The organism is Streptomyces vulcanius (genome assembly GCF_042653945.1).
Taxonomy (GTDB): Bacteria; Actinomycetota; Actinomycetes; order Streptomycetales; family Streptomycetaceae; genus Streptomyces; species Streptomyces mangrovi.
The window spans coordinates 200,345-220,680 of the sequence record NZ_JBHSFK010000007.1 but is presented as its reverse complement, the minus strand read 5'-3'; the positions used below and the strand labels follow the sequence as shown (position 1 = coordinate 220,680).

Genomic DNA, 20,336 nt, shown 5'->3' with positions numbered 1-20,336 from the left:
CACGGTAATTGACGGAACGTCAGATTTCTATGGAAGAAGGTCCGCGGACTCGGAGAACATGCTGTGGGCCGAGACCATGAAGCCGACGCAGAAGGCGATGCCGACACCGAGGAACGCCAGCAGGAAGCCCGACTCGGCGAACAGCCGCCCGCGCGCCGGGGGTTTGGCCGTCGCGTGCTCGGGGCGGTCGGCGGGGTGGAAGACGGTGACGATGTCGCCCTCGAGGGTGGTGCCCGGGCCGTTCTCCTCCTCGAAGCGGACCGCGCGGCCCTCCCGGGTGGTGAACTCGTAGACGTGGTGCAGGGTGGTCGTCACCCGGTGGTGTTCGCCGCCGCTGGTGCTCGTGGTCGTGTACGTCCGCAGACAGCGCGCCTCGGCGGTGAGCCCGCTGCCCCAGGCCCGGATGGCCCGGCGGGAACGGCTGACGACCGTCCAGGCGGCGACGAGCAGGCCGACGATCATGACCGACGGCACGATGACGAAGAAGATTTCCATGTGCTTCCCCCGAGTTCCTAGTCGCCGAGGTGCGAGCCGAGCTGCACCATGACGATGACGCAGGCACCGATGAGCGGGCTCAGGAACAGCAGCCCGCACCCGGTGCGGCCGATGAGTCTCCCGAGGGCCGGCGGTTCGGCCGTGGCTTCCTCGGGGTGGTCCGGCTCGTACCACACCATGGCGGTGTCGCCTTCGAGAACCGTCGCCGGGACGTCGTCGCTCTTGACGCGGACGGCCCAGCCGTCCCCGGTGGTGAACTCCAGGACGTGGTGCAGGTGCGTGCTGACCGAGCCGTCGTCGCCGCGGCTGGTCGTCGTGTACGCCCGCAGACAGCGCGCTTCGGCGGTGAGACCGTTCCAGGCCCGGTGGGTCCTGCGGGCCGCGGCGATCACCCTGCTCATCCCGAACAGCACCAAGGTGATGACGAGCGACGGCACGCCGTAGACCAACACCGCCATGAGACCCCCCGTGGTCCGAGCGCCGGCCTGCGCGGCCGGTGTGCAGGGAACGTACCCCGTCGGCTCGGCGGGCCGACTCAAGGGAAGCTCAGAACTCGGACCGCCGGCGACCTCGGGAACCACGCAACCGCGCGCCGGAACCGGTGGCTCCGGCTCCGGCGCGCATGGGCCGTACGGTCCGCACGGGCCGCATGGGCCCCGCTCGGGAGGACTGTCAGAACGTGACGTCCGAGCAGGCGTAGAACGCGTTGGCCGTGTCGGCGATCGTCCACACCGCGAGGATCACATGGTGTCCGGTGAGGCCGGACGGCAGCGTGCCGCTGTGGGACAGGGTGGCGGGCGGACGCTGGCCGCCGTAGGGGACGGTCAGGAACGGGGTGAGGTTGAGGTCGGAGCGGGCCAGGTTGTGGTTCTGGTTCCAGCCCGCCTTGGTGACGTAGTACTTGAAGTCGGTCGTGGCGTGCATCGCGGTGAACTGCCAGCGGAACGTGTAGCTCTGACCGCCCGTCACCTTCGTGGTCGGCCATGCCCCGCCCGACGGGTTCTTCGGGCTGTCGAGCTGGGCGAAGCGCGTGTTGTTCGCGGAGCAGATCCGTCCGTCGGCCGCCCCTGAGCCCGGGAAGCCCTTCGGACCTTCGACGCTCTGCGGCTCCCACTGGATGTCACCGCAGTTCGCCACCGTGCCGTTCTGGCACAGCTTCTGCCTGCTGACGGGGAGGTCGGTGTAGCCGTGGCCGCTCGCGCCGCCGGACGAGAGCACGAGGGCTCCGGTGGTGGCTAGGCCCACCACGGCGGCGCACAGCCTGGTCTTTTTGTGCATGCTGTCGCTCCTGGAGAACGTGGGGAGTTCACTGAGCTGAGCCGTGCAGGTCTAGACCAAGTTCGAGATTATTGCGGTTCGTTGACGGTGTCCATACCAAGTGGTCGCAGGATCAGCCCGGTTCTCGTCCCCTGTTCTCAGCCCTGTTCTCCGCGGCCCGCGCAGAACGCCACCGTCAGGTCCTTCACCAGCGCCTTGCGCTCGTAGTCGTCGAGTTCGACCAGCCCCCGCATGGTCAGCCGGGTCACCGTGTCCTCCACCGAGTCGACCACCGAGGTCAGCACGGTCGCCCGGTGCTGGGCGTCCAGCGCGGCGATCCGGCGGCGGTTCATCGCGGCGGCGACCTCGGGGGCGTACTCGATCCGCAGCGGCTGCACGGAGTACACCTCCAGGCCGATCGGGCCCGCGTCCCGCGCCACCCGCCGGGTCAGCGCCTCCCCCGCCGCCTCGACCGAACCCCGTCCCGTGCCCGGCGGCTCCACCGGGATCCGGGCCAGCGCCGCCTCGACGCACTCGCGCAGATACGTCTCGTGGTCCTCGACCCCGAGCGTGGCCCGCGCGGTGTCCCGCACCCGCCACACCACCAGGACGACCACCCGAAGCCCCACCCCGCTGCCGTCGGCCGCCGGCATCGGCTCGCTGCGCCAGTGCCGCAGCCGTACGTCCACCCTGCGGCGCAGCAGCAGCGGGTTGATCCACATCAGACCGGTGCGGCGGACCGTTCCCCGGTAGCGGCCGAACAGACCGAGCACCCACGCCCGCCCGGTCCGCCCCCGCGCCAGCCCGCCGAAGCCGAACAGCCCCAGGGCCCCCGCGCCCGCGTACGCCGCCCACTGCGCCGGACCGAGCCCGGCCCCCGCGTGCGCCGGCAGCCGCAGCGCCTCCGCCGCCAGCGGCGGCAGCACCCCGGCCCACCAGGAGGCCGCCGCGCACCCGGCCGCCCCGCAGACCCCGGCGAACACACCGGCCGCGCCGGGCAGCACCGGGGCGGGCCGCTCCACCAGCGCGGGGTCCACCTCGGCGAGCGGCCGGGCCTTCGCCGGGAACGGCCGCCGCAGCCTCGGCTGCTCCCCGGTGCCGGCCCGGCTCGCCACGACGGCGGGACCGACCGGCACCGGACGCGGCTCGGCCTCGTCGCGGAAGAGCAGGTGGACGGGGATCTCGGTGGTGGCCTCGTTCTGGATCAGCCGGGCGGGCCGGGGCGCCGGTCCCTCCGGGTCGGGCGTCGGTGACGAGCTCGTGTTGTCGGTCGTGTTCATTGGGTGCCTCCAGCCTCCGCGCCAGATACGCCAGATACGCCATGACGGTGATGGCAGTGACGGCCGTGCTTGTGGCTAGGCGAACAGCCGTCGCCAGGTCTCCGGGCCCGGGTAGCCGTCCGACGCGCCGCCGCGCCAGCCCTGGGCCCGCTGGAACGCCTCGACGGCCCGCCGGTCCGCCTCGCCCCAGCGCGGTCCCGGCCCCTTGGTGTAGTACCTGCCGAATCCTTTCCTCGTCAGCTGCGCGCCCAGCCGGGTGACATACGGGTTGTCCGCGCCGGGACGGAACAGGCCCCGGCCCGGGAAGGCGGGGGCGGGGGCGGGGGCGGGCGGTCCCGGCAGGCCGACGGCGGGGGGTGCGGCGGGCTCGGTGATCGGGACGGCCGGGGGGAGTGGGGTGGCAGGAGTGGGCAGGGGGATGTCCTCTCCCGTGCCGGTGACCAGCAGCCGCCAGGTCTGCGGGCCAGGGATGCCGTCCGCGGCGGTGCCGCCGCGCCAGCCCTGGGCCTGCTGGAAGGCCTGAGTGGCCCGGCGGTCGGCCTCGCCCCAGCGCGGCCCCGGCCCCGAGGTGTAGAAGCGGGCACCGCCACGCGCCACCAGCAGCCGCCCCAGCTCGGTGACGTACTTGTTGTTCGCGCCGGGCCCGAAGGACGACGGCCCGGGGTACGGGGTCGTCGACTCGGTGCCGGAGCCGGGGTCGGGGTCGGGGTCGGAAGTGGCTTCCTCGTCGTCGGTCTCCTCGTCGGGTGATTGCTGCGCCGCCGGGTCCGCCGTGAGCCCTTTGTAGCGATAGGCGACATAGCCGTCCGAGTGACTCCAGTAGGCGTAGGGAGTGGACTGACGGCGGGCGGTCGGGCGGGTCTGCTCGTAGGCGATGTAGTAGGTGTGGGTGTAGTCCGTCCAGCCGCCGAAAATGACGACGTGCGAGCCTTTCTGCGGGTTGGCGGGATTGTGGAAGAGGAGTATGTCGCCGGGCTGGAGTTCCTCCTTGGAAATCCGCGTCCCGAAGTTGTCGAGGCTGCCGGTCCACTCGTTCCCCGGCAGGTTCCAGGCCATGGACACAAAGCCCGAGCAGTCCTGCCGGTAACCGTCGGACGAGTAGCCGGTCATGCTGTACGGCACCCCGGCCGACACCCATCGCCTGGCCCGCCGGATGATCTCGGCGCGGGTCGTCGCGGGCGTCCTGACCACCCCGGCCGGGGTGGCGGGCTGCCCGCCGGGACCGTGCAGCGGCGCCTTGCCGCCCTGCGGGGTATCGGGCTCGTCAGCTGCGGGAACACCCGGCCGGTCGGGTGCGTGCGGAGCGGCGTGAGCCGGTACGGCGGCCCCCGCGCCGAGGGCCGCGGCCGTCGCGGTGACGACGACCAGGGACCGGTGGGCGGTGAGCCCCGAGGAAGGTGCATAGGGGCTCACCCGGCGCCGGCGGACGCACCCGGGGCAGTCGCAGTCGCTCGCGGGATCGAATTCCTCGAATACCGGAGTCGGCATGCGATTCCCCTCACACTCCAGAAGCGCCGGATGAAATGGTCCGCGGCTGTCTACGTTCGTCAGTTTCTCAACTGTCTCAACTGTCTTCCCGGCGCGCATGCTGACGGTCCGAATGATGTACGCGGGGGCCGGAAGCGGGCCGGTGCGCCTGCCGCGGGCGGTCCTGGGCACCCATGGAGGTCATGTAGAGTTGTCGCCGTCAGCAGGCGCCGCTAGCTCAGTTGGTTAGAGCAGCTGACTCTTAATCAGCGGGTCCGGGGTTCGAGTCCCTGGCGGCGCACCGACCTGGAAGGCCCTTCGCTTCGGCGAGGGGCCTTCTTGTCGTACCGGTGCCGAGTAGGGGACTGTGGCTGCACAGCCTCCCGCGCCGGTCGCCGGGTTACTCCCGCAGCCCGGGCGCCCGCGGTCGAGGCCGGCCCGGTCGGCGGTTTCGGGGGAGCGGGCCGCTGACCGGGCCGGGTGCGGAAACGTTGCTTCCGAGGGCGTTCCGGGGGCGCTCCGGGGGCGTTCCGGGGGCGGGTCAGACGGCGGTACCGGTCAGGTACGCCGACACGATCACGTTCGCCGTGTAGCTGCGGCTCACCCGGTCGAAGGTGCCGCCGCAGGTGATCAGGCGCAGCTCGGCGCGGTCGGCCTCGCGGGTGCCGTAGGCCTGCCGGGCGTCGAAGTGGTCGCGTGGGACGACCTGGACGCCGTCCACGGTGAACTCGGCGACCTTCCCGTCGTCGCGGACCACCCGGATCCGCTCGCCGGCCCGCATGGTGCTGAGCTTGTAGAAGACGGCGGGGCGGGTCTCGGTGTCGACGTGCCCGACCATCAGCGCGGTGCCCCGGGCGCCGGGTCCGGCGCCGGCCGCGTACCAGCCGACGACGCCCGCCTGGTCGAAGGGCGGCGGGTCGATCCCGCCCTCGGCGTCCAGGCCCCGGGCGACGACCGGTGCCTGCACACCCAGCTCGGGTATGTCGATGCGCCGCGGCAGCGCCTGTCCCAGCGGCCGGGCGGCGGGCGGGAGTCCGGCCTCCGCCGGCCGCCCGACCGCCGCCACGTCACCCGTGGTCGGCGCGGACATGCCCTGCCGCACGTCGGTGACCTCGCGCCCCCACAGCCACAGCCCGAGCAGCAGCAGCGCCCAGGTCACACCGGTGAGGAGACGGCCGGAGGAGCGTTCGCGGTCCGACATGCTCAGCCGGTCCCACGGCCTCGGCGGACGCCCCGGTAACCCCGGTAGGCGACCACCGTCGCGGCGACGCCCGCCAGGACCAGTCCGGTCACCGCCTGCGCGGTACCGGGGCCCTCGACGCGTGCCTCGTCGAAGGAGTCGTCGGAAGCCCCGGACTCCCCGGGGTCTGCGGCGACGCCGTCGGCGAGGGTCGCGGTGCCGCCACCGCCCGCGTGGACGGGGGCGGTGGGAGAGGCGGGGGCGACCGGCTGCTCGTCGTACCAGTGCGACGACTCGGATGATTCGGACAGCTCGGGCGGGTCGGACGACTGCGAGTGGTGTTCGGTCGATTCGACGATCTCGATCCGGCCCTTCACCTCGTAGTCGACGCAGGTGATGCGTACGTCGTAGCCGCCGGCCGTGATCGAGGAGCGGACCTTGGTCTCGCCGACGAGGGTGCCGCCCCTGCCGTCCGTGGCGACGAGTCGGGCGTCCGCGACGAAGGCGGCCGAGACGGCGGTGGCGGTCTTCCCGCCGCAGCCGCCGACCTTGAGCGCGATATCGGCACCGGGTACGGGCGTGGACGGCGCCACGGTGACGCTGCCGCGGCCGTTCGCCCGGTTCCCGCCGCCTTCGTCCGAGGCGTAGGCCGTCGGGACGAGCACCGCGGCGGCGGCTGCGGCACCCACGCAGAGAGTGACTTTCAGTGAACCCATCGTGAACCTCCAGGTATCTGGAGACTCCCCCGCCCGGGCCCGGAACGCATCCTCGGGCGGGGTCCCACTACTCCCTACGGGTGGGTTCCGGCTTCGCGCGGGTTTCAGATCCGCCGGTTTCGAATCCGCGAGCTTCAGATCCGGTCGACGAGGTCCGCGATCGAGTCGACGATCTTCGACGGGCGGTACGGGAAGTTCTCCACCTGCTCGGGCCGGGTCAGTCCGGTGAGCACCAGGTAGGTCTGCATCCCGGCCTCCATGCCGGCCAGGACGTCGGTGTCCATACGGTCGCCGATCATCGCGCTGGTCTCGGAGTGGGCGCCGATCGCGTTCAGCCCGGTGCGCATCATCAGGGGGTTCGGCTTGCCCGCGAAGTACGGCTGTTTGCCGGTGGCCTTGGTGATCAGCGCGGCGACGGCGCCGGTGGCCGGGAGGGGGCCCTCGGTGGAGGGGCCGGTCTCGTCCGGGTTGGTGCAGATGAAGCGGGCGCCGTCGTTGATCAGCCGGACGGCCTTGGTCATCGCCTCGAAGGAGTAGGTGCGGGTCTCGCCGAGGACGACGTAGTCGGGCTCGTGGTCGGTGAGGATGTAGCCGATGTCGTGCAGCGCGGTGGTCAGACCGGCCTCGCCTATGACGTACGCCGTGCCGCCCGGCCGCTGGTCGTCCAGGAACTGGGCGGTGGCCAGGGCGGAGGTCCAGATGTTGTCGATCGGCACATCCAGGCCCATCCGCTGGAGGCGGGCCTGCAGATCGCGCGGGGTGTAGATCGAGTTGTTGGTCAGGACCAGGAACGGCTTGCCGGACTCACGCAGCTTCCGCAGGAAGGCGTCGGCGCCGGGGATGGGTACGCCCTCGTGGATGAGCACACCGTCCATGTCGGTGAGCCACGACTCGACGGGCTTTCGGTCTGCCATGTGCGGGATCTCCTGCCGTGGGCGGGTACGCCCCACCCTAGTCACAGGCCCGATCTTGGGGGAATGGCGGTCGGCGGTCACCGGCTGTCCACGGACTGGAACGCGGAGGTCGGCCGCCCGCGGCGCCGACGGGGCTCAGTCGCGGCGGCGGGCCAGCAGGATCGCGGCTCCGGCGGCCAGCAGACAGGCGGTGACGGTGAGGAGCCCTGCGGTGGAGGCGAGACCGCTGCGGGCGAGTTCCGCGGCCTCGTCGGCGAGGGACGGGGCGCCGGTGGGCTGCGGGGAGCCGGTGGGGGACGGGGCGTCGGAGGGCCCGGAAGGGCCGGTGGTGCCGGAGGTGCCGGCAGGGCTGGGTTCCGGGGTCGGCTCGGCGGTGCCGGCGGTGTCGGTGGTGTCGGATTCCTCGGTTCCGGTCGCGGCGGCGGTGGGCTCGACGGTGAAGCGGTAGTCGTTCGACTGTCCGATCCAGTCGCCGTCGTCGCCGTGCCGCTGGACGACCGCCGCGTTGAGGGTGATGTCGTCGGACGTGGTGTCGGAGGTGAGCGCGAGCCGGAGCTTGACGGTGAGGGTCTTGCCGGGGCCGACGGTGAAGCCCGGGAAGGCGGGTCCGTCGGTGAAGGCTCCGACGAGTTCGTCCTCGTCGGTGGACTCGAAGTGGACCGGGTGCGGGCGGCCGTCGGCGTAGAAGTCCAGGTGGGGCTGGGAGGGGCGGAGCGCGTGGGCGGTGTCGACGAGGACGACGACCGGGTGGACGCCGGTGCAGGTGCGGCGGGTGGTGTTGGCGAGGTCGAGGTACCAGGTGCCGTATCCGCCGCCGGCCTGGTAGGTGTCGGGGCCGCCGTGCAGCCGGGTGGTGAGCGGGAAGATGCCGGATTCCTGACCGGCGCAGGCCGAGGCATCCGCCGCGTGTGCCGGTGCGGGGAGGAGGGCGGCGGCTGCGGCGGCGAGGCAGAGGGAGACAGTCGTGCACAGTCGCATGGTCATGAGAGCTTGCCCGGGGGACGGGGTGGAGGAGCGGCACCACCCCGTATGACCGTACGATTTCCGCCTTTTTCACCCACCCGGGGGCACGGTGCAGCGCCTCTTCACCCACCCGGGGGCACGGTGCAGCGCCTCGAATGGACCCTCAGCCGTCGCCCCGCCCGAACACCGGCGCCAGCAGCAGCTGGGCCGCGCCCTCCGCGACCACGCGGTCCCCGCCGGCCGCGAGCCGGACCGCCGCGGTGCCGCCCGGCCAGCCCTCGCGCCGGGCGCGGTCGGCGAGGACGGAGGAGACCCCGCGCAGGAACGGCCCCGGTGCCGCGACGATCGTCCGGCCGCCGAGCAGGACGAGATCGATGTCGAGCAGCCCGACGAGGTTGGCGGCGCCCTCGCCCAGCACCCGGGCCGCCTCGCCCACCTCGTCCCGGGCCATGGCGGCCAGGCACAGCGCCTCGACGCAGCCGCGGTTGCCGCACCAGCAGTGCAGTCCGTCCATCTGGATGACCTGGTGCCCGAACTCCCCCGCGCCGGTGCGCGCGCCCCGGTGCACGGTCCCGCCGATCACCAGCCCGGCGCCGAGTCCCGTACCGAGGTGGAGGTAGGCGAAGGAGCCGCGCTCCCCGGCGACGGCGAGACCGAGCGCGGCGGCGTTGGTGTCCTTGTCGACGACGACCGGCACCCCGAGGCGCCCGGCGAGGGCGTCGCGGAGGGGGAAGCCGTCCCACTCGGGGTAGCCGGTGACCCGGTGGAGCACACCGTGGGCGTGATCGAGGGGACCGGGGAGGGCCACACCCACCCCGAGGAGGGACGCGACGCGGCCCGGCGGCGCGGCGCGGCCGACGGGCACCGTGCGTGCCAGCGCCTCCGTCTCCCGTACGACCGCCCCCAGCACCACCTCCGCGCCCGCGCCCAGGTCCATGGGCACGCGCCGCTCCCCCACCACCGTGCCGTCCAGGTCGGCCAGCACCGCGCGCATCTCGTCCCGTTCGAGGTGGACGCCGACGGCGTGACCGGCTCCCGGCACCAGGCGCAGTACGGTGCGCGGCTTGCCGCCGGTCGAGGCGCGGTAGCCCGCCTCCGCCGCGAGGCCCGCCTCCCGCAGCCGTGCGGTGATCTTGCTGACGGCCTGCGGGGTGAGCCCGGTGCGGTCGGCGAGTTCCAGCCTGCTGATGCCGTCCGGCCCGGCGGACCGCAGCAGGTCGAGAACCAGCGCGGTGTTGTGGCTGCGCAGGGCCAGCAGGTTCACGCCCGTCGTACGGCCGCCGCCTCCGTTCGTCGTCGTCCCGTTCACGCCTCCCATTCTCCCCCCTGCTTGCACTTTGGCAACAGCGTTGCGAAAGTGGGTGCCATGACAGGTACTCCTCTCCGCGTGGGCCTGATCGGCTACGGCCTCGCGGGCTCCGTCTTCCACGCCCCGCTGATCAGCGCGACCGAGGGCCTCGCCCTGGACACGGTGGTCACCTCGAACCCGGAGCGGCAGAAGCAGGCCCGCGCCGAGTTCCCTGACGTCCGGCTCGCCGCGACGGCCGACGAACTCCTCGCCCGCGCCGGCGAGCTGGACCTGGTCGTGGTCGCGTCCCCGAACCGCACGCACGTCCCGATCGCCACCGCCGCCCTCGGGGCCGGCCTGCCGGTCGTGGTCGACAAGCCGATCGCCGGCACGGCGGCCGAGGCCCGTGAACTGGCCGCCCTCGCCGAACAGCGCGGCCTGCTCCTGTCCGTCTTCCAGAACCGCCGCTGGGACAACGACTTCCTGACCCTCCGCCAACTCCTGGCCGACGGCGAGCTGGGCGACGTATGGCGCTTCGAGTCCCGCTTCGAGCGGTGGCGCCCGCAGCCGAAGGGCGGCTGGCGGGAGTCCGGCGACCCCGAAGAGATCGGAGGTCTGCTGTACGACCTCGGCAGCCATGTCGTCGACCAGGCGCTGACGCTGTTCGGCCCGGCGGCGTCCGTGTACGCCGAGGCCGACATCCGCCGCGAGGGCGCGGAGACCGACGACGACACGTTCATCGCGCTCACGCACACCAACGGCGTCCGCTCCCACCTCTACGCCTCCGCGACGACCGCCCAGCTCGGCCCGCGCTTCCGGGTGCTGGGCTCGAAGGCGGGCTATGTGAAGTACGGCCTGGACCCGCAGGAGGCGGCGCTGCGGGACGGGGACCGCCCCGGCCCGGGCTGGGGCACGGAACCCGAGGAGCTGTGGGGCCGGGTCGGCTCCGGGGAGTCCCCGGCGAGCGGCGGCGGACGACCCGTACGGACCCTCCCCGGGGACTATCCCGCCTACTACGCTGCGTTGGCCAAGGCACTGATCGACGGCGGCCCCAACCCGGTGACCGCCGTCGAGGCGGCTGCCGCCCTCGACGTCCTGGAGGCGGCCCGCCGTTCGGCACGAGACGGAGTGGCGGTGACGCTGTAAATGGGCACTCACGGCACGCATGGCACGCATGGCACCCACGAGATCACCCCGAAGTTCATCCCGGAGATCACCCCGACCCTGGAGGAACTCCAGGCGCAGGAACGGCGGCTGGTATTCGGCCAGTTCACGTTCGAGGACGCGTGGACGCTGGGCTCGCTCCTGGTGGAGCTGGCCCGGGAACGCCAGGCCCCGGTGGCCATCGACATCCACCGCGCCGGCCAGCAGCTGTTCCACGCGGCGCTGCCGGGTTCCGCCCCCGACAACGACGCGTGGATCACCCGCAAGCGCCGGGTGGTGGAACGCTTCGGCGCGTCCTCCTACCTGATCGGCGCGCGGCACCGGGCCCGGGGGACGACGTTCGAGGAGTCCTCCCGTCTGGACCCGGACGAGTACGCGGCCCACGGCGGTTCGTTCCCGATCAACGTGGAGGGCGTGGGCATCATCGGCGCCGTGACGGTCTCCGGCCTGCCGCAGCTGGAGGACCACAGGTTCGTGGTCGAGGCGCTGGAGGAGTTCCTCAAGCGCTGAGGGGAAGATCCCCGGGCCCCCTCCGGTTGGCATGGCAGTAGAGCACCCTGACGCCGGCCGACCGGAGGAACCACCCCATGAGTGACGCCTTGAAGGAAGCTGTGGGCCGCTACGGCATCTGGAGCGTGGGCCTGCGCGCGGAGGACCCCGCCCGCCGCGCCGAACTGGCCGACGCCGCCGCGGAGTTGGAGCAGCTCGGCTACGGCGCCGCCTGGCTGGGCGGCAGCAGCGCCGCCCACCACGCCGTTCCCCTCGTCGAGGCGACCTCGACGCTGACCGTCGGCACCAGCATCCAGTCCATCTGGCAGTACGAGGCCGCCGAGAGCGCGGCGGGCTGGGCGGGCCTGGAAGCGTCCCACCCCGGCCGTTTCGTCCTGGGCCTGGGTGTCAGCCACGCCAAGCTCGCGGACCAGTACCGCCGCCCGTACTCGGCCCTGGTCGCCTACCTGGACGCCCTCGACGAAGCCGGCGTCCCGGTCGGCCGCCGGGTGCTGGCCGCGCTGGGCCCCAGGAGCCTGGCGCTCACCCGCGACCGTGCGGCCGGTTCGATCCCGTACCTGGTCACCCCCGAACACACGGCGCAGGCCCGCGAGATCCTGGGCGAAGCCCCGCTCCTGGCACCGGAGTTGAAGGTGGTCCAGGAAACGGACCCGGTCCGGGCCCGCACCCTGGCCCGCGACTACCTGGCCATGTACCTCGCCCTGCCGAACTACACCGACAACTTCCTCCGTCACGGCTTCACCGAGGAGGACCTGAAGGACGGCGGCAGCGACCGCCTGGTCGACGCGGTCTTCGCATGGGGCGACGAGTCCCGGATCCGCGCCCGTGTCGACTCCTTCTTCGAGGCGGGCGCGGACCACGTGGCCCTCCAGGTGGTGGACGGCGGCGACCGGGACGCCCTTCCCCGGGAGGGGTGGCGCCGGCTGGCCGCCCTGCTGGACGCGTCGGCTTAGCCAACGGCTCAGGCGACAGCTCAGGCGTCCTTGAACTCCTGGCGCTGACGCCCGAGTCCCGCGATCTCCAGCTCGACCACGTCCCCGGCCCGGAGGAACGGCTTCGGCTCGGGCTGCCCCAGCGCCACCCCCGCCGGCGTGCCCGTGTTGATGACGTCCCCGGGGTACAGCGTCATGAACTGGCTGACGTACCGCACCACTTCCCCCACGCCGAAGATCTGCTCGGCCGTGGTCCCGTCCTGCTTCAGCTCCCCGTTGACCCACAGTTTCAGGGACAGCCCCTGCGGGTCGGCGACCTCGTCCGCCGTCACCAGCCACGGCCCCAGCGGATTGAACGTCTCGCAGTTCTTGCCCTTGTCCCAGGTCCCGCCCCGCTCGATCTGGAACTCCCGCTCGGACACGTCGTGCGCGACCGCGTACCCGCCGACATGCGCGAGGCCCTCCTCGACCGACTCCAGGTAGCGGGCCGTACGCCCGATGACGACCGCCAGCTCCACCTCCCAGTCGGTCTTGGTGGACGCGCGGGGGACGAGCACGGTGTCGTGCGGTCCGACGACCGTGTCCGCCGCCTTGAAGAAGATGACGGGCTCGGCGGGCGGCTCGGCCCCCGTCTCGCGGGCGTGGTCGTGGTAGTTCAGCCCGATGCACACGATCTTGCCGATCCGGCCCAGCGGCGGCCCGATCCGCAGCCCTGCGGGGTCGAGGACGGGCAGTTCGCCGGAGTCACCGGCGGCCCGCACCCGGCCGAGCGCCACGTCGTCGGCGAGCAGCGCCCCGTCGATGTCGTCCACGACGCCCGACAGATCCCGCAGGGTCCCGTCGGCGTCGAGCAGGGCGGGGCGCTCCACGCCCGCCGTACCGACTCGCAGCAGTTTCATGGTCAGCATCTCCCTCGATCGCGGCGCGTGTCCGCCGATGTGCGATGTGTGTCCAGCCATCGGATGACTGGTCGATCCTCCAAGCTCGCAATTCGGTCCGCAAGCCCCCGTTCAAGGACTGGACCGTCGCCGGGGACGATCACGGGTGACGGTCACCGGTACAGGGCCGCGCGCTCGACCGCGCTCCATGCCGTGCTGGTGATGACGTACAGCGCGGCGGCCAGCGGTACCACGGCCACGGTGACGAGCGTGAAGAAGGACAGGAACGGCATGACCCGGGCGACCGCGCCGAGCCCGGGCACCTCCCCACCGACAGCGGGCTGCGGCAGCGGCACCCGCTTCGCCCGGACGTAGTTGAAGGAGGCGACGACGGCGACGACGGCGAACAGCCCGAGGTAGACCAGCCCCGCCGCGCCGAACGCCCCGCCGTCGGCGAGCGCGTCGGTCCAGCGGTCGCCGAGGGGGGCCGCGAGGAATTCATGGCCCAGCAGTTCGTTGGCCCTGCCGCCGATCGAGGTGCTGGAGAAGAGGTGGTAGAGGAGGAAGAAGGCGGGCAGTTGGCAGAGGCTGGGCAGCAGCCCGGACAGCGGCGACACCTTCTCCTCGGCGTGCAGCTCCAGCACCGCCTGCTGGAGCCTCTCGGGGCTGCGGGCGTACTTCTTGCGCAGTTCGGCGATCTTCGGCTGCAACGCCGCACGGGCCCGCTGCCCACGGGCCGCCGCCCGGGACAGGGGATGCACGAGGAGTCGTACGGCGGCGGTGAACAGGACGATCGCGCCGGCCGCGGCGGACGCGCCGAACAGCGGCTGGAGCAGGTCGGCGAGATGCTCGACCAGGGTGGCGAAAGCGGAGATGACGGACATGGGTGAGGAGCCCTCCGGCGGGGTGTTCAGGACGGGACGACGGCATGACGACCCGCACGGAACTCCCCCTGCTGGAGAGGTTCTCTACGCGGTGGTCGTCCGGAGGGTGTGGCCGGGTGCGCGGGGGCGGGGCCGGCCGGAGGCGTCCGGGTCGCGTTGCGACAGGAAGGCCGTACGGCGGGCGCGGTCCCTGATGGCCGTACGCACCCGGGTGGGCGGCACGGCGGGAGCGCTGCGCGCGGCGACGACGCAGCAGACGGCGAACGCGGAGGACGCCGCGGCGGTCGCGGCCAGCGCGACGACGGCGGAGAGGCTGCCGGCGTCGAGGAGGAGGACGTCGAGGACGAGGAAGAGAAGGAAGGGGGTGGCGCGGCGCGTCATGCTCCTTCACTCCCTTCGGGTCGTCTCACGCCTTGAGGGACGTCCGAAGCGGGGCGAAGGTTCCACCCGTCCCAAACCGGTCGGGCATCTTGTATCAAGCATTTGACACAAGATTCCGGTCACGACATCTTGTACTCACCACTTGATACAAATCCCGGGGGTGCCGCCCACATGCTCGACACCGTCTCGCCGGAACGACTGCTGGCCCGTGCCGACCTCTGCGCCCGCTGGGCCGGGCTGGCCCTGGGCGCCGTGGTGGCACAGCAGTTGGCCCTGATCCGCAGCGACGACATGTCCATGCCGTTCGTCTCCGCGGTCACCGCGTTCGGACTGTGCGCGGTGGGTGGCGTCCTGCTCGGCGACTCGCTCACCCCCGCCCCGCAGGACACGGTCCGCAAGGCCGCTCTCGCCCCGCGCCGGGTCCGCGACCACGTACCGCCCCGGATGGCGCCGCTGATCGCCTTCCAGGCGGCCTGTCTCACCGTCCTGCTGACGATCGGGGCGACCGTCGGCTCCGTCGACAAGACCGGCCGCGCGGGCCGGGGCCTCGCCGTCACCTGTCGGACCACGACCAGACATCTGAGCCCGTGGCCCGGGCTCTTCTACACCCCGCTGATCCTGATCTCCCTCGCCCTCGGCACCGCCGCCTGCGTCTGGGCCCTGCGCCGCGTGGCCCACCGCCCCGGCGACAACCGGCAGCGCCACGACCGCTCCTGGGCGATCACCGCGGCCTGGGGACTGCTGGTCTCCAGCCAACTGCTGCTCGTCCTCGGGATGATCGCCACCGTGCTGTCCAAAGCCACCTGCGCCGGCATGCTGGGCAACGTCACCGCGCTGGTGATCTACCCGCTGGGCCTGGTGAGCCTGTTCACCCTGGGCTGGTGCGTGTTCACCATCGTGGTGCCACGGGCCGTGGACGACATCCCGGCCGTACGGACCGGGGCGGACGACCTCCCGGCCGGCCGGACCGTGGCGGACGACCTCCCGGCCACCCGGGCTCTGGGCGACGATGAGTGAGCCCGTCCTCCACGTCGACACCACCAGCCAGGTGCCGCCGTACGAGCAGATCCGAGCCCAGCTCGCCGCGCTGATCCGCACTGCCCGGCTGGTCGAGGGCGACCGCCTGCCGACCGTCCGCCAGCTCGCCGCCGACCTCGGCCTGGCGCCGGGCACGGTGGCCCGCGCCTACCGCGAACTGGAGGCCGCCGCACTGATCCGCACCCGCCGCGGCGCGGGCACCCGGGTGGCGGCGCTCCCGTCCGCCCCACACCACCACGACAAGACCCAACTGACCACACTCGCCCGCGACTTCACCTCCTCCGCCCGCGCCCTGGGAGCGGACACGGAGGCCATCCTGGGCGCCGTCCGGGAAGCACTGGAAGAGGGAATGTAAGGGCTGCCGGGAGGCGTCAGCGGCGTGGCTCCGTGGCGGTCAACTGCCCCCAGACCACCAGCCGGTAGCGGGAGGTGTACTCGGGGGTGCAGGTGGTGAGGGTGAGGTAGCGGCCGGGGGTGCCGTAGCCGTAGGCCGGCCGGTCGAGGGAGCGGGGCACGGGCTGGATCACTCCCGAGTCACGGGGCGAGGTCCGCGGCAGGATCCGGCCGACGGTGTACGTGTAGACGGCGTCCCTGGTCTCCACCTCGACCTTGTCGCCCTTCCGCAGACGGTTGAGGTACCGGAACGGCTCGCCGTGTGTGTTGCGGTGCCCGGCGAGCGCGAAGTTCCCCTGCTGTCCCGGCTGTTGGGTGTGCGTGTAGTGACCGACGTACCCCTTGTTGAGGACCTTCCGCTTGTCGATGCCCTCGGCGACGGGGACGCGGAGGTGGAGACGGGGGATGCGGAGGACGGCGTACGCCTGGGAGGCCCGGGGAGCACCGGACGACGGCCTGCCGCCGACATTGCCGTCCCCGCCATTGCCGCGGTCGGCACCGGGTGGGGCGGACGCGGACGCAGAGGATGCGGCAGGCGGGTCGGCCCCCCACTCCCGCTCCAGCGCCTCCACCCTCCGCTCGGCCCCCTCCCTGGCCTCCAGGTTGGTCCACCACAGCTGATGGACGACGAGGAGAAGGACCAACACCCCACCGGTGACGAGGAGTTCCGCACCCGTGAAGAACACCCGCCGGAACCGTTCGCGCCGCCGCCGGGTGCTGTGCTGTACGAGGGGAATCCGCACGCGGGGCACCATAAGCGCCGGGAGGCAAGGTCTCCAGAGCCGTACGCACGCGACGTCGTCTGTTCGCCCCCTCGAACCCGCGCGCCTCCCCCTCGGCCCCTTCCTCCACAGGTTTGCGAAAGGGCTGTCAGAACTCTCGACAACCCCACGCGCCGCACCCGATGCTTCGACTCGGCCGAACGGGACCGGCCACAACTCGGAGCGGAGTAGCCATGATCCGACGCAGGACACTGCTGGCCGCCGGCGGCGGCGCGCTCTTCGGAACCGCACTGGCGACGGGCACCGCCCACGCCGACGCGACCATCGCCGTCAACCCGTCGACTTCGTACGGCACTTGGGAGGGCTGGGGCACCTCGCTCGCCTGGTGGGCCAACGTCTTCGGCAACCGCACCGACTTCGCCGACATCTTCTTCACGACGAACTCGGTGACCTACAACGGCACGGCGCTTCCCGGCCTCGGCCTGAACATCGCCCGCTACAACCTCGGCGGCTGCAGCTGGAACACCGTGAACGGCGAGAGCATGGTCGCCTCCGCGAACATCCCGGCGTACAAGCAGATCGAGGGCTACTGGCAGGACTGGAACAACGAGGACCCCACGTCCTCGGCCTGGGACTGGACGGCGGACGCGACGCAGCGCGCGATGCTCCAGAAGGCCGTCGCACGCGGAGCCACCACCGAACTCTTCTCGAACTCCCCCATGTGGTGGATGTGTTCGAACCACAACCCCTCCGGCGCGGCGGGCGGCGGCAACAACCTCCAGACCTGGAACTACCGCCAGCACGCGTCCCACCTGGCCGCCGTGGCCCTCTACGCCAAGAACAACTGGGGCGTGAACTTCGCGACGGTGGAGCCCTTCAACGAGCCTTCCTCGTCCTGGTGGACGGCGACGGGCACCCAGGAGGGCTGCCACATGGACGCGACCGTCCAGTCGGCCGTACTCCCCTACATGCGCAGCGAGTTGGACAGCCGCGGCCTGACGTCGACGAAGATCGCCGCATCGGACGAGACGAGCTACGACCTGGCGCGTACGACATGGTCGTCCTTCTCCTCCACGACAAAGGGGTACGTCAACCGGTTCAACGTCCACGGCTACCAGGGCTCGGGCGGCCGTAGGGATCTGTTGTACACGGACGTCGTCACGACCTCCGGCAAGGTCCTCTGGAACTCCGAGACCGGCGACAACGACGGCACCGGCTACACCATGGCCTTCAACCTGCTCTACGACTTCCGCTGGCTGCACCCCACGGCGTGGGTCTACTGGCAGGTGATGGACCCGTCGACGAACTGGGCGATGATCGCCTACGACGCGAGCACGCTCCAGGCGGGAGCCGTCCAGACGAAGTACTACGTGATGGCCCAGTTCAGCCGCCACCTCCGTCCGGGCATGAAGATCATCGACACGGGCGTCAGCTACGCGGTGGCGGCCTACGACGCGACGGCGAAGCGCCTGGTCATCGTGGCCCTGAACACATCCACCTCCGCCCAGACCCTGACCTTCAACCTCTCGAACTTCACCACGGTGACGGGCGGCACCGGCGGCCTGGTCCCCCGCTGGAACACGGTGACCACGGGCGGTGACCGGTACAAGGCGTACTCGGACACCTACCTGAGCGGGAAGACGGTGAGCGTGCCGTTCGCGGCGAAGTCGGTCCAAACGCTCCAGATCGACGGCGTGACGGCGTAAACCCCTCTCCTCTGGGGTCCTGGCCTGCAGATATCTCCATTTACTCACCGTCGGGCAGTACCGTGTCGTGCATGCGCCCCGACACGCCCGCCGAAAACGTCGACCACACCGCCGAAGCGGCACGCCTGGAGCGGACCGCCGGCCGGTATCCCGAGGACGCGGAAGCCCTGCTGCTGCAGGCCGCGGCCCACCTGGAGCTGGCCGGCGACCGCCCGGCGGCCAGCTCCCTCTACGACCGCCTGCTGTCGTCCCCGGCCGACCTGGACACCCCCCACCTGGTCCGCGCCCTGAAGGCCTCGAACCTCTGGGAGTACGGCCACGAGGCCGAGGCGAGAGCCATCATCGAGGGCATCCGCATCGCCTCCCCCCGCGACCCGGCCCCCTGGGTGATCGTGGCGGAGGCCCTGGAGTCCCACGACGAGCTGGAGTCGGCGGAGCAGACCTTCACGGAGGCCGCCCGCCTCCTCCTGACGGACGTCCCGGAGCCCCCCTACGCCACGCACGCGTTGTTGTTCGGCCGTCATCGCGTCCGCCGCATGCTGGGCACCCCCCACGACGACTGGGACCTCCTCGCCGACACCCTGCACTCCTCCCCGGTCTCCCTGGACGAGCTCCACGACCCCAAGCGCGTCTGGTCCCTGGGCTCGGACAACCCCGCAGAACTCGAAGCCGAAATCTCCCGCCTCCGAGCAGAACTGGGCACGTACCGAGAGGCCCTCTCCCGCCCCTTCCCGGTAGCGGTCCTCCACTGGCCGGCGGAGGAACTGACAGAACTGGTCTCCGCGTACCCGTCCCTGGCCACGGACTACCCGTCCCACCCGGCCCACCTGACGACCATAGAGTCCTCCCTCCGCGAGCTCTCCACCTCCGGCACCCCCAACCTGGGCATCGTCACCGGCACAGTCCCGTCGTACGAGGCTTTCGCCGCGTCGGAGGGATCCTCACCGGGCGACGGCGACCTACTCCCCCAGTACGCAACAACCCTGGCAGCCCGAGGCCGAGCCGCGACCTGGCCCCCTCAACGAGGAGCCAACTGCTGGTGCGGATCGGGCGAGCCCTACGAGGGATGCCACGGGATTGGAACCTGATCCCGCCCCAAAACCTCATCCATACGACGGCCCGCCACCTCCCCCGGCGGGCCGTCGACATAAAACCCACGACAGCGCACGAATAGACACCCCCCACCGCGAAGCCGCCAAACCCACCCGGCGTGCATGCGAGGCGCGATCGCGCCCCCAACCCCGGATCAAGGGCAGCCAAAGCAAGGGCACACCCACCCAGGCCACCCGCCCCTCCGGGCCGCTCGCTCGCTTCTCACCCGTGCTGGAGCGGGCCGTGTCAGGGGTGGCCCAAAGGGCCATCGGCGCAGCCGACGCGCAACGCAGCGCAGCGGAGTGAAGCGCCCTTGACACGGCCCGCGGAAGCACGAAACTCCCAAGAAGCGAGCGGTCCAACGGCGCCTGGAAACTCTGGGCCCGGGGCTGACTTCTTCCTGTAGTTCCGCAGGCACAACAACGGGAGGCCGGATCGCCTCATACGATCGGCCGGGTCCCTGTCTCACGCTCCCTACTCCGGACTACGCTCTGGAGCGTGTCCGAAGATGCCGAGTGGGAAGCGCCAGCTGGTTCCTGGGCCTCCTCTGCCGCCCGGCGCCGCAACATGCAAGCGATCCGCAGCCGCGACACAAAGCCCGAAAAACTGATTCGTCGCCTCGTACACGCCCAAGGACTCCGTTACCGCGTAGCCGCGCGGCCCCTGCCAGACCTTCGCCGGACGGCAGACATGGTGTTCCGTCCGGCGAAAGTAGCGGTCTTCATCGACGGCTGCTACTGGCATGGATGCCCCGATCACTACGTTCCGCCGAAGACGAATCCTGGCTACTGGTCCGCCAAGGTACTGCGCAATATGGAACGTGACCGCGATACGGATCACCGGCTCAGGGCGGCCGGATGGCTGGTACTCCGGTTCTGGGAGCACCAGCCGGCAGAAGAGTGCTCGCTCATGGTCTGCAAGGCAGTCGCCGACAGAAGAACACGACCGGACAAGAGCCCGTGTTGAAGCCGTGATGTATGAGTCCTGGCCACGGGCCTGTCACCCTGCCCTAACCTGTCTCTAGCGAACGCAGTGGAATCAGCGGCTTCTGTGGGGGAGGCCGTCTGTTTGGGTTC

General features: G+C 71.5%; 22 protein-coding genes and 1 tRNA gene. 9 read left to right on the top strand and 14 right to left on the bottom strand.

Annotation, left to right across the window (positions count from 1 at the left end):
• Positions 1-27 precede the first annotated feature (27 nt).
• The 5 genes from ACFPIH_RS13265 to ACFPIH_RS13245 all read right to left on the bottom strand — a co-directional run bounded on the left by ACFPIH_RS13265 (position 28) and on the right by ACFPIH_RS13245 (position 4,520).
• Complete coding sequence (locus tag ACFPIH_RS13265) at positions 28-495, bottom strand: DUF3592 domain-containing protein (RefSeq protein WP_381170335.1); 468 nt, start codon at positions 493-495, stop codon at positions 28-30.
• Between the two features lie 17 nt (positions 496-512).
• A complete protein-coding gene (locus ACFPIH_RS13260; RefSeq protein WP_381170333.1) occupies positions 513-953 on the bottom strand; it encodes a DUF3592 domain-containing protein in 441 nt (146 codons plus the stop codon).
• Between the two features lie 214 nt (positions 954-1,167).
• Positions 1,168-1,773, bottom strand: a complete 606-nt coding sequence (locus ACFPIH_RS13255) for a lytic polysaccharide monooxygenase auxiliary activity family 9 protein (protein ID WP_381170331.1) — start codon at positions 1,771-1,773, stop codon at positions 1,168-1,170.
• 137 nt (positions 1,774-1,910) lie between these two features.
• A complete protein-coding gene (locus tag ACFPIH_RS13250) occupies positions 1,911-3,032 on the bottom strand; it encodes an SPFH domain-containing protein (RefSeq protein ID WP_381170329.1) in 1,122 nt (373 codons plus the stop codon).
• Between the two features lie 75 nt (positions 3,033-3,107).
• Entirely contained in the window at positions 3,108-4,520 is a 1,413-nt protein-coding gene (locus tag ACFPIH_RS13245) for a peptidoglycan-binding protein (RefSeq protein ID WP_381170327.1), read from the bottom strand.
• Between the two features lie 206 nt (positions 4,521-4,726).
• Between ACFPIH_RS13245 and ACFPIH_RS13240 the strand changes: the two genes are divergently transcribed.
• Positions 4,727-4,800 (top strand) — tRNA-Lys (locus ACFPIH_RS13240).
• Positions 4,801-5,040: 240 nt separating this feature from the next.
• On the opposite strand, the gene ACFPIH_RS13235 is transcribed toward ACFPIH_RS13240, so the two are convergent.
• The 5 genes from ACFPIH_RS13235 to ACFPIH_RS13215 form a co-directional block, all read right to left on the bottom strand.
• Complete coding sequence (locus ACFPIH_RS13235) at positions 5,041-5,700, bottom strand: class F sortase (protein WP_381170325.1); 660 nt, start codon at positions 5,698-5,700, stop codon at positions 5,041-5,043.
• A gap of 2 nt (positions 5,701-5,702) precedes the next feature.
• Entirely contained in the window at positions 5,703-6,395 is a 693-nt protein-coding gene (locus tag ACFPIH_RS13230) for a hypothetical protein (RefSeq protein ID WP_381170323.1), read from the bottom strand.
• 134 nt (positions 6,396-6,529) lie between these two features.
• Entirely contained in the window at positions 6,530-7,309 is a 780-nt protein-coding gene (locus ACFPIH_RS13225) for an HAD-IIA family hydrolase (RefSeq protein WP_381170321.1), read from the bottom strand.
• A gap of 135 nt (positions 7,310-7,444) precedes the next feature.
• The gene (locus ACFPIH_RS13220; RefSeq protein ID WP_381170319.1) at positions 7,445-8,293 is read right to left on the bottom strand and encodes a hypothetical protein; all 849 of its coding nucleotides are present in this window, start codon (positions 8,291-8,293) and stop codon (positions 7,445-7,447) included.
• Positions 8,294-8,435: 142 nt separating this feature from the next.
• Entirely contained in the window at positions 8,436-9,590 is a 1,155-nt protein-coding gene (locus ACFPIH_RS13215) for an ROK family transcriptional regulator (protein ID WP_381170317.1), read from the bottom strand.
• Between the two features lie 48 nt (positions 9,591-9,638).
• On the opposite strand from ACFPIH_RS13215, the gene ACFPIH_RS13210 reads away from it, so the two are divergent.
• The 3 genes from ACFPIH_RS13210 to ACFPIH_RS13200 all read left to right on the top strand — a co-directional run bounded on the left by ACFPIH_RS13210 (position 9,639) and on the right by ACFPIH_RS13200 (position 12,187).
• Positions 9,639-10,706, top strand: coding sequence for a Gfo/Idh/MocA family protein (locus tag ACFPIH_RS13210; protein WP_381170315.1), 1,068 nt, complete (start codon positions 9,639-9,641; stop codon positions 10,704-10,706).
• Positions 10,707-11,234 (top strand): heme-degrading domain-containing protein, encoded by a 528-nt coding sequence (locus ACFPIH_RS13205; RefSeq protein WP_381170313.1) that lies wholly within the window; start codon positions 10,707-10,709, stop codon positions 11,232-11,234.
• Positions 11,235-11,311: 77 nt separating this feature from the next.
• Positions 11,312-12,187 carry an LLM class F420-dependent oxidoreductase gene (locus tag ACFPIH_RS13200; RefSeq protein ID WP_381170311.1) on the top strand — a complete coding sequence of 292 codons (876 nt, stop codon included), beginning with the start codon at positions 11,312-11,314 and terminating at the stop codon, positions 12,185-12,187.
• Positions 12,188-12,207: 20 nt separating this feature from the next.
• On the opposite strand, the gene ACFPIH_RS13195 is transcribed toward ACFPIH_RS13200, so the two are convergent.
• From ACFPIH_RS13195 to ACFPIH_RS13185, 3 genes are all read right to left on the bottom strand, one after another.
• Complete coding sequence (locus tag ACFPIH_RS13195; RefSeq protein WP_381170309.1) at positions 12,208-13,065, bottom strand: fumarylacetoacetate hydrolase family protein; 858 nt, start codon at positions 13,063-13,065, stop codon at positions 12,208-12,210.
• A 152-nt stretch (positions 13,066-13,217) separates the two neighbouring features.
• The gene (locus tag ACFPIH_RS13190) at positions 13,218-13,919 is read right to left on the bottom strand and encodes a YidC/Oxa1 family membrane protein insertase (protein ID WP_381170726.1); all 702 of its coding nucleotides are present in this window, start codon (positions 13,917-13,919) and stop codon (positions 13,218-13,220) included.
• A gap of 93 nt (positions 13,920-14,012) precedes the next feature.
• Positions 14,013-14,309 (bottom strand): DUF6412 domain-containing protein, encoded by a 297-nt coding sequence (locus ACFPIH_RS13185; protein ID WP_381170307.1) that lies wholly within the window; start codon positions 14,307-14,309, stop codon positions 14,013-14,015.
• A 171-nt stretch (positions 14,310-14,480) separates the two neighbouring features.
• Here ACFPIH_RS13185 and ACFPIH_RS13180 point away from each other — a divergent pair, with 171 nt between their 5' ends.
• Both ACFPIH_RS13180 and ACFPIH_RS13175 read left to right on the top strand, forming a co-directional pair.
• Positions 14,481-15,326: a hypothetical protein gene (locus ACFPIH_RS13180; protein ID WP_381170305.1), complete on the top strand. Its 846-nt coding sequence runs from the start codon at positions 14,481-14,483 to the stop codon at positions 15,324-15,326.
• Positions 15,319-15,702 (top strand): GntR family transcriptional regulator, encoded by a 384-nt coding sequence (locus ACFPIH_RS13175; RefSeq protein WP_381170303.1) that lies wholly within the window; start codon positions 15,319-15,321, stop codon positions 15,700-15,702. Before ACFPIH_RS13180 ends, ACFPIH_RS13175 begins: the two co-directional genes overlap by 8 nt.
• Positions 15,703-15,718: 16 nt before the next feature.
• Here the strand turns inward: ACFPIH_RS13175 and ACFPIH_RS13170 are convergent, their stop codons facing one another.
• Positions 15,719-16,483 carry a class E sortase gene (locus ACFPIH_RS13170; protein ID WP_381170301.1) on the bottom strand — a complete coding sequence of 255 codons (765 nt, stop codon included), beginning with the start codon at positions 16,481-16,483 and terminating at the stop codon, positions 15,719-15,721.
• 212 nt (positions 16,484-16,695) lie between these two features.
• Between ACFPIH_RS13170 and ACFPIH_RS13165 the strand changes: the two genes are divergently transcribed.
• The 3 genes from ACFPIH_RS13165 to ACFPIH_RS13155 all read left to right on the top strand — a co-directional run bounded on the left by ACFPIH_RS13165 (position 16,696) and on the right by ACFPIH_RS13155 (position 20,226).
• Entirely contained in the window at positions 16,696-18,168 is a 1,473-nt protein-coding gene (locus ACFPIH_RS13165) for a glycoside hydrolase (RefSeq protein WP_381170299.1), read from the top strand.
• Between the two features lie 71 nt (positions 18,169-18,239).
• Positions 18,240-19,256 (top strand): SEC-C domain-containing protein, encoded by a 1,017-nt coding sequence (locus ACFPIH_RS13160; RefSeq protein WP_381170297.1) that lies wholly within the window; start codon positions 18,240-18,242, stop codon positions 19,254-19,256.
• A 502-nt stretch (positions 19,257-19,758) separates the two neighbouring features.
• On the top strand, positions 19,759-20,226 hold the full coding sequence (locus ACFPIH_RS13155) for a very short patch repair endonuclease (RefSeq protein ID WP_381170295.1): 468 nt from the start codon (positions 19,759-19,761) through the stop codon (positions 20,224-20,226).
• Positions 20,227-20,336 lie beyond the last annotated feature (110 nt).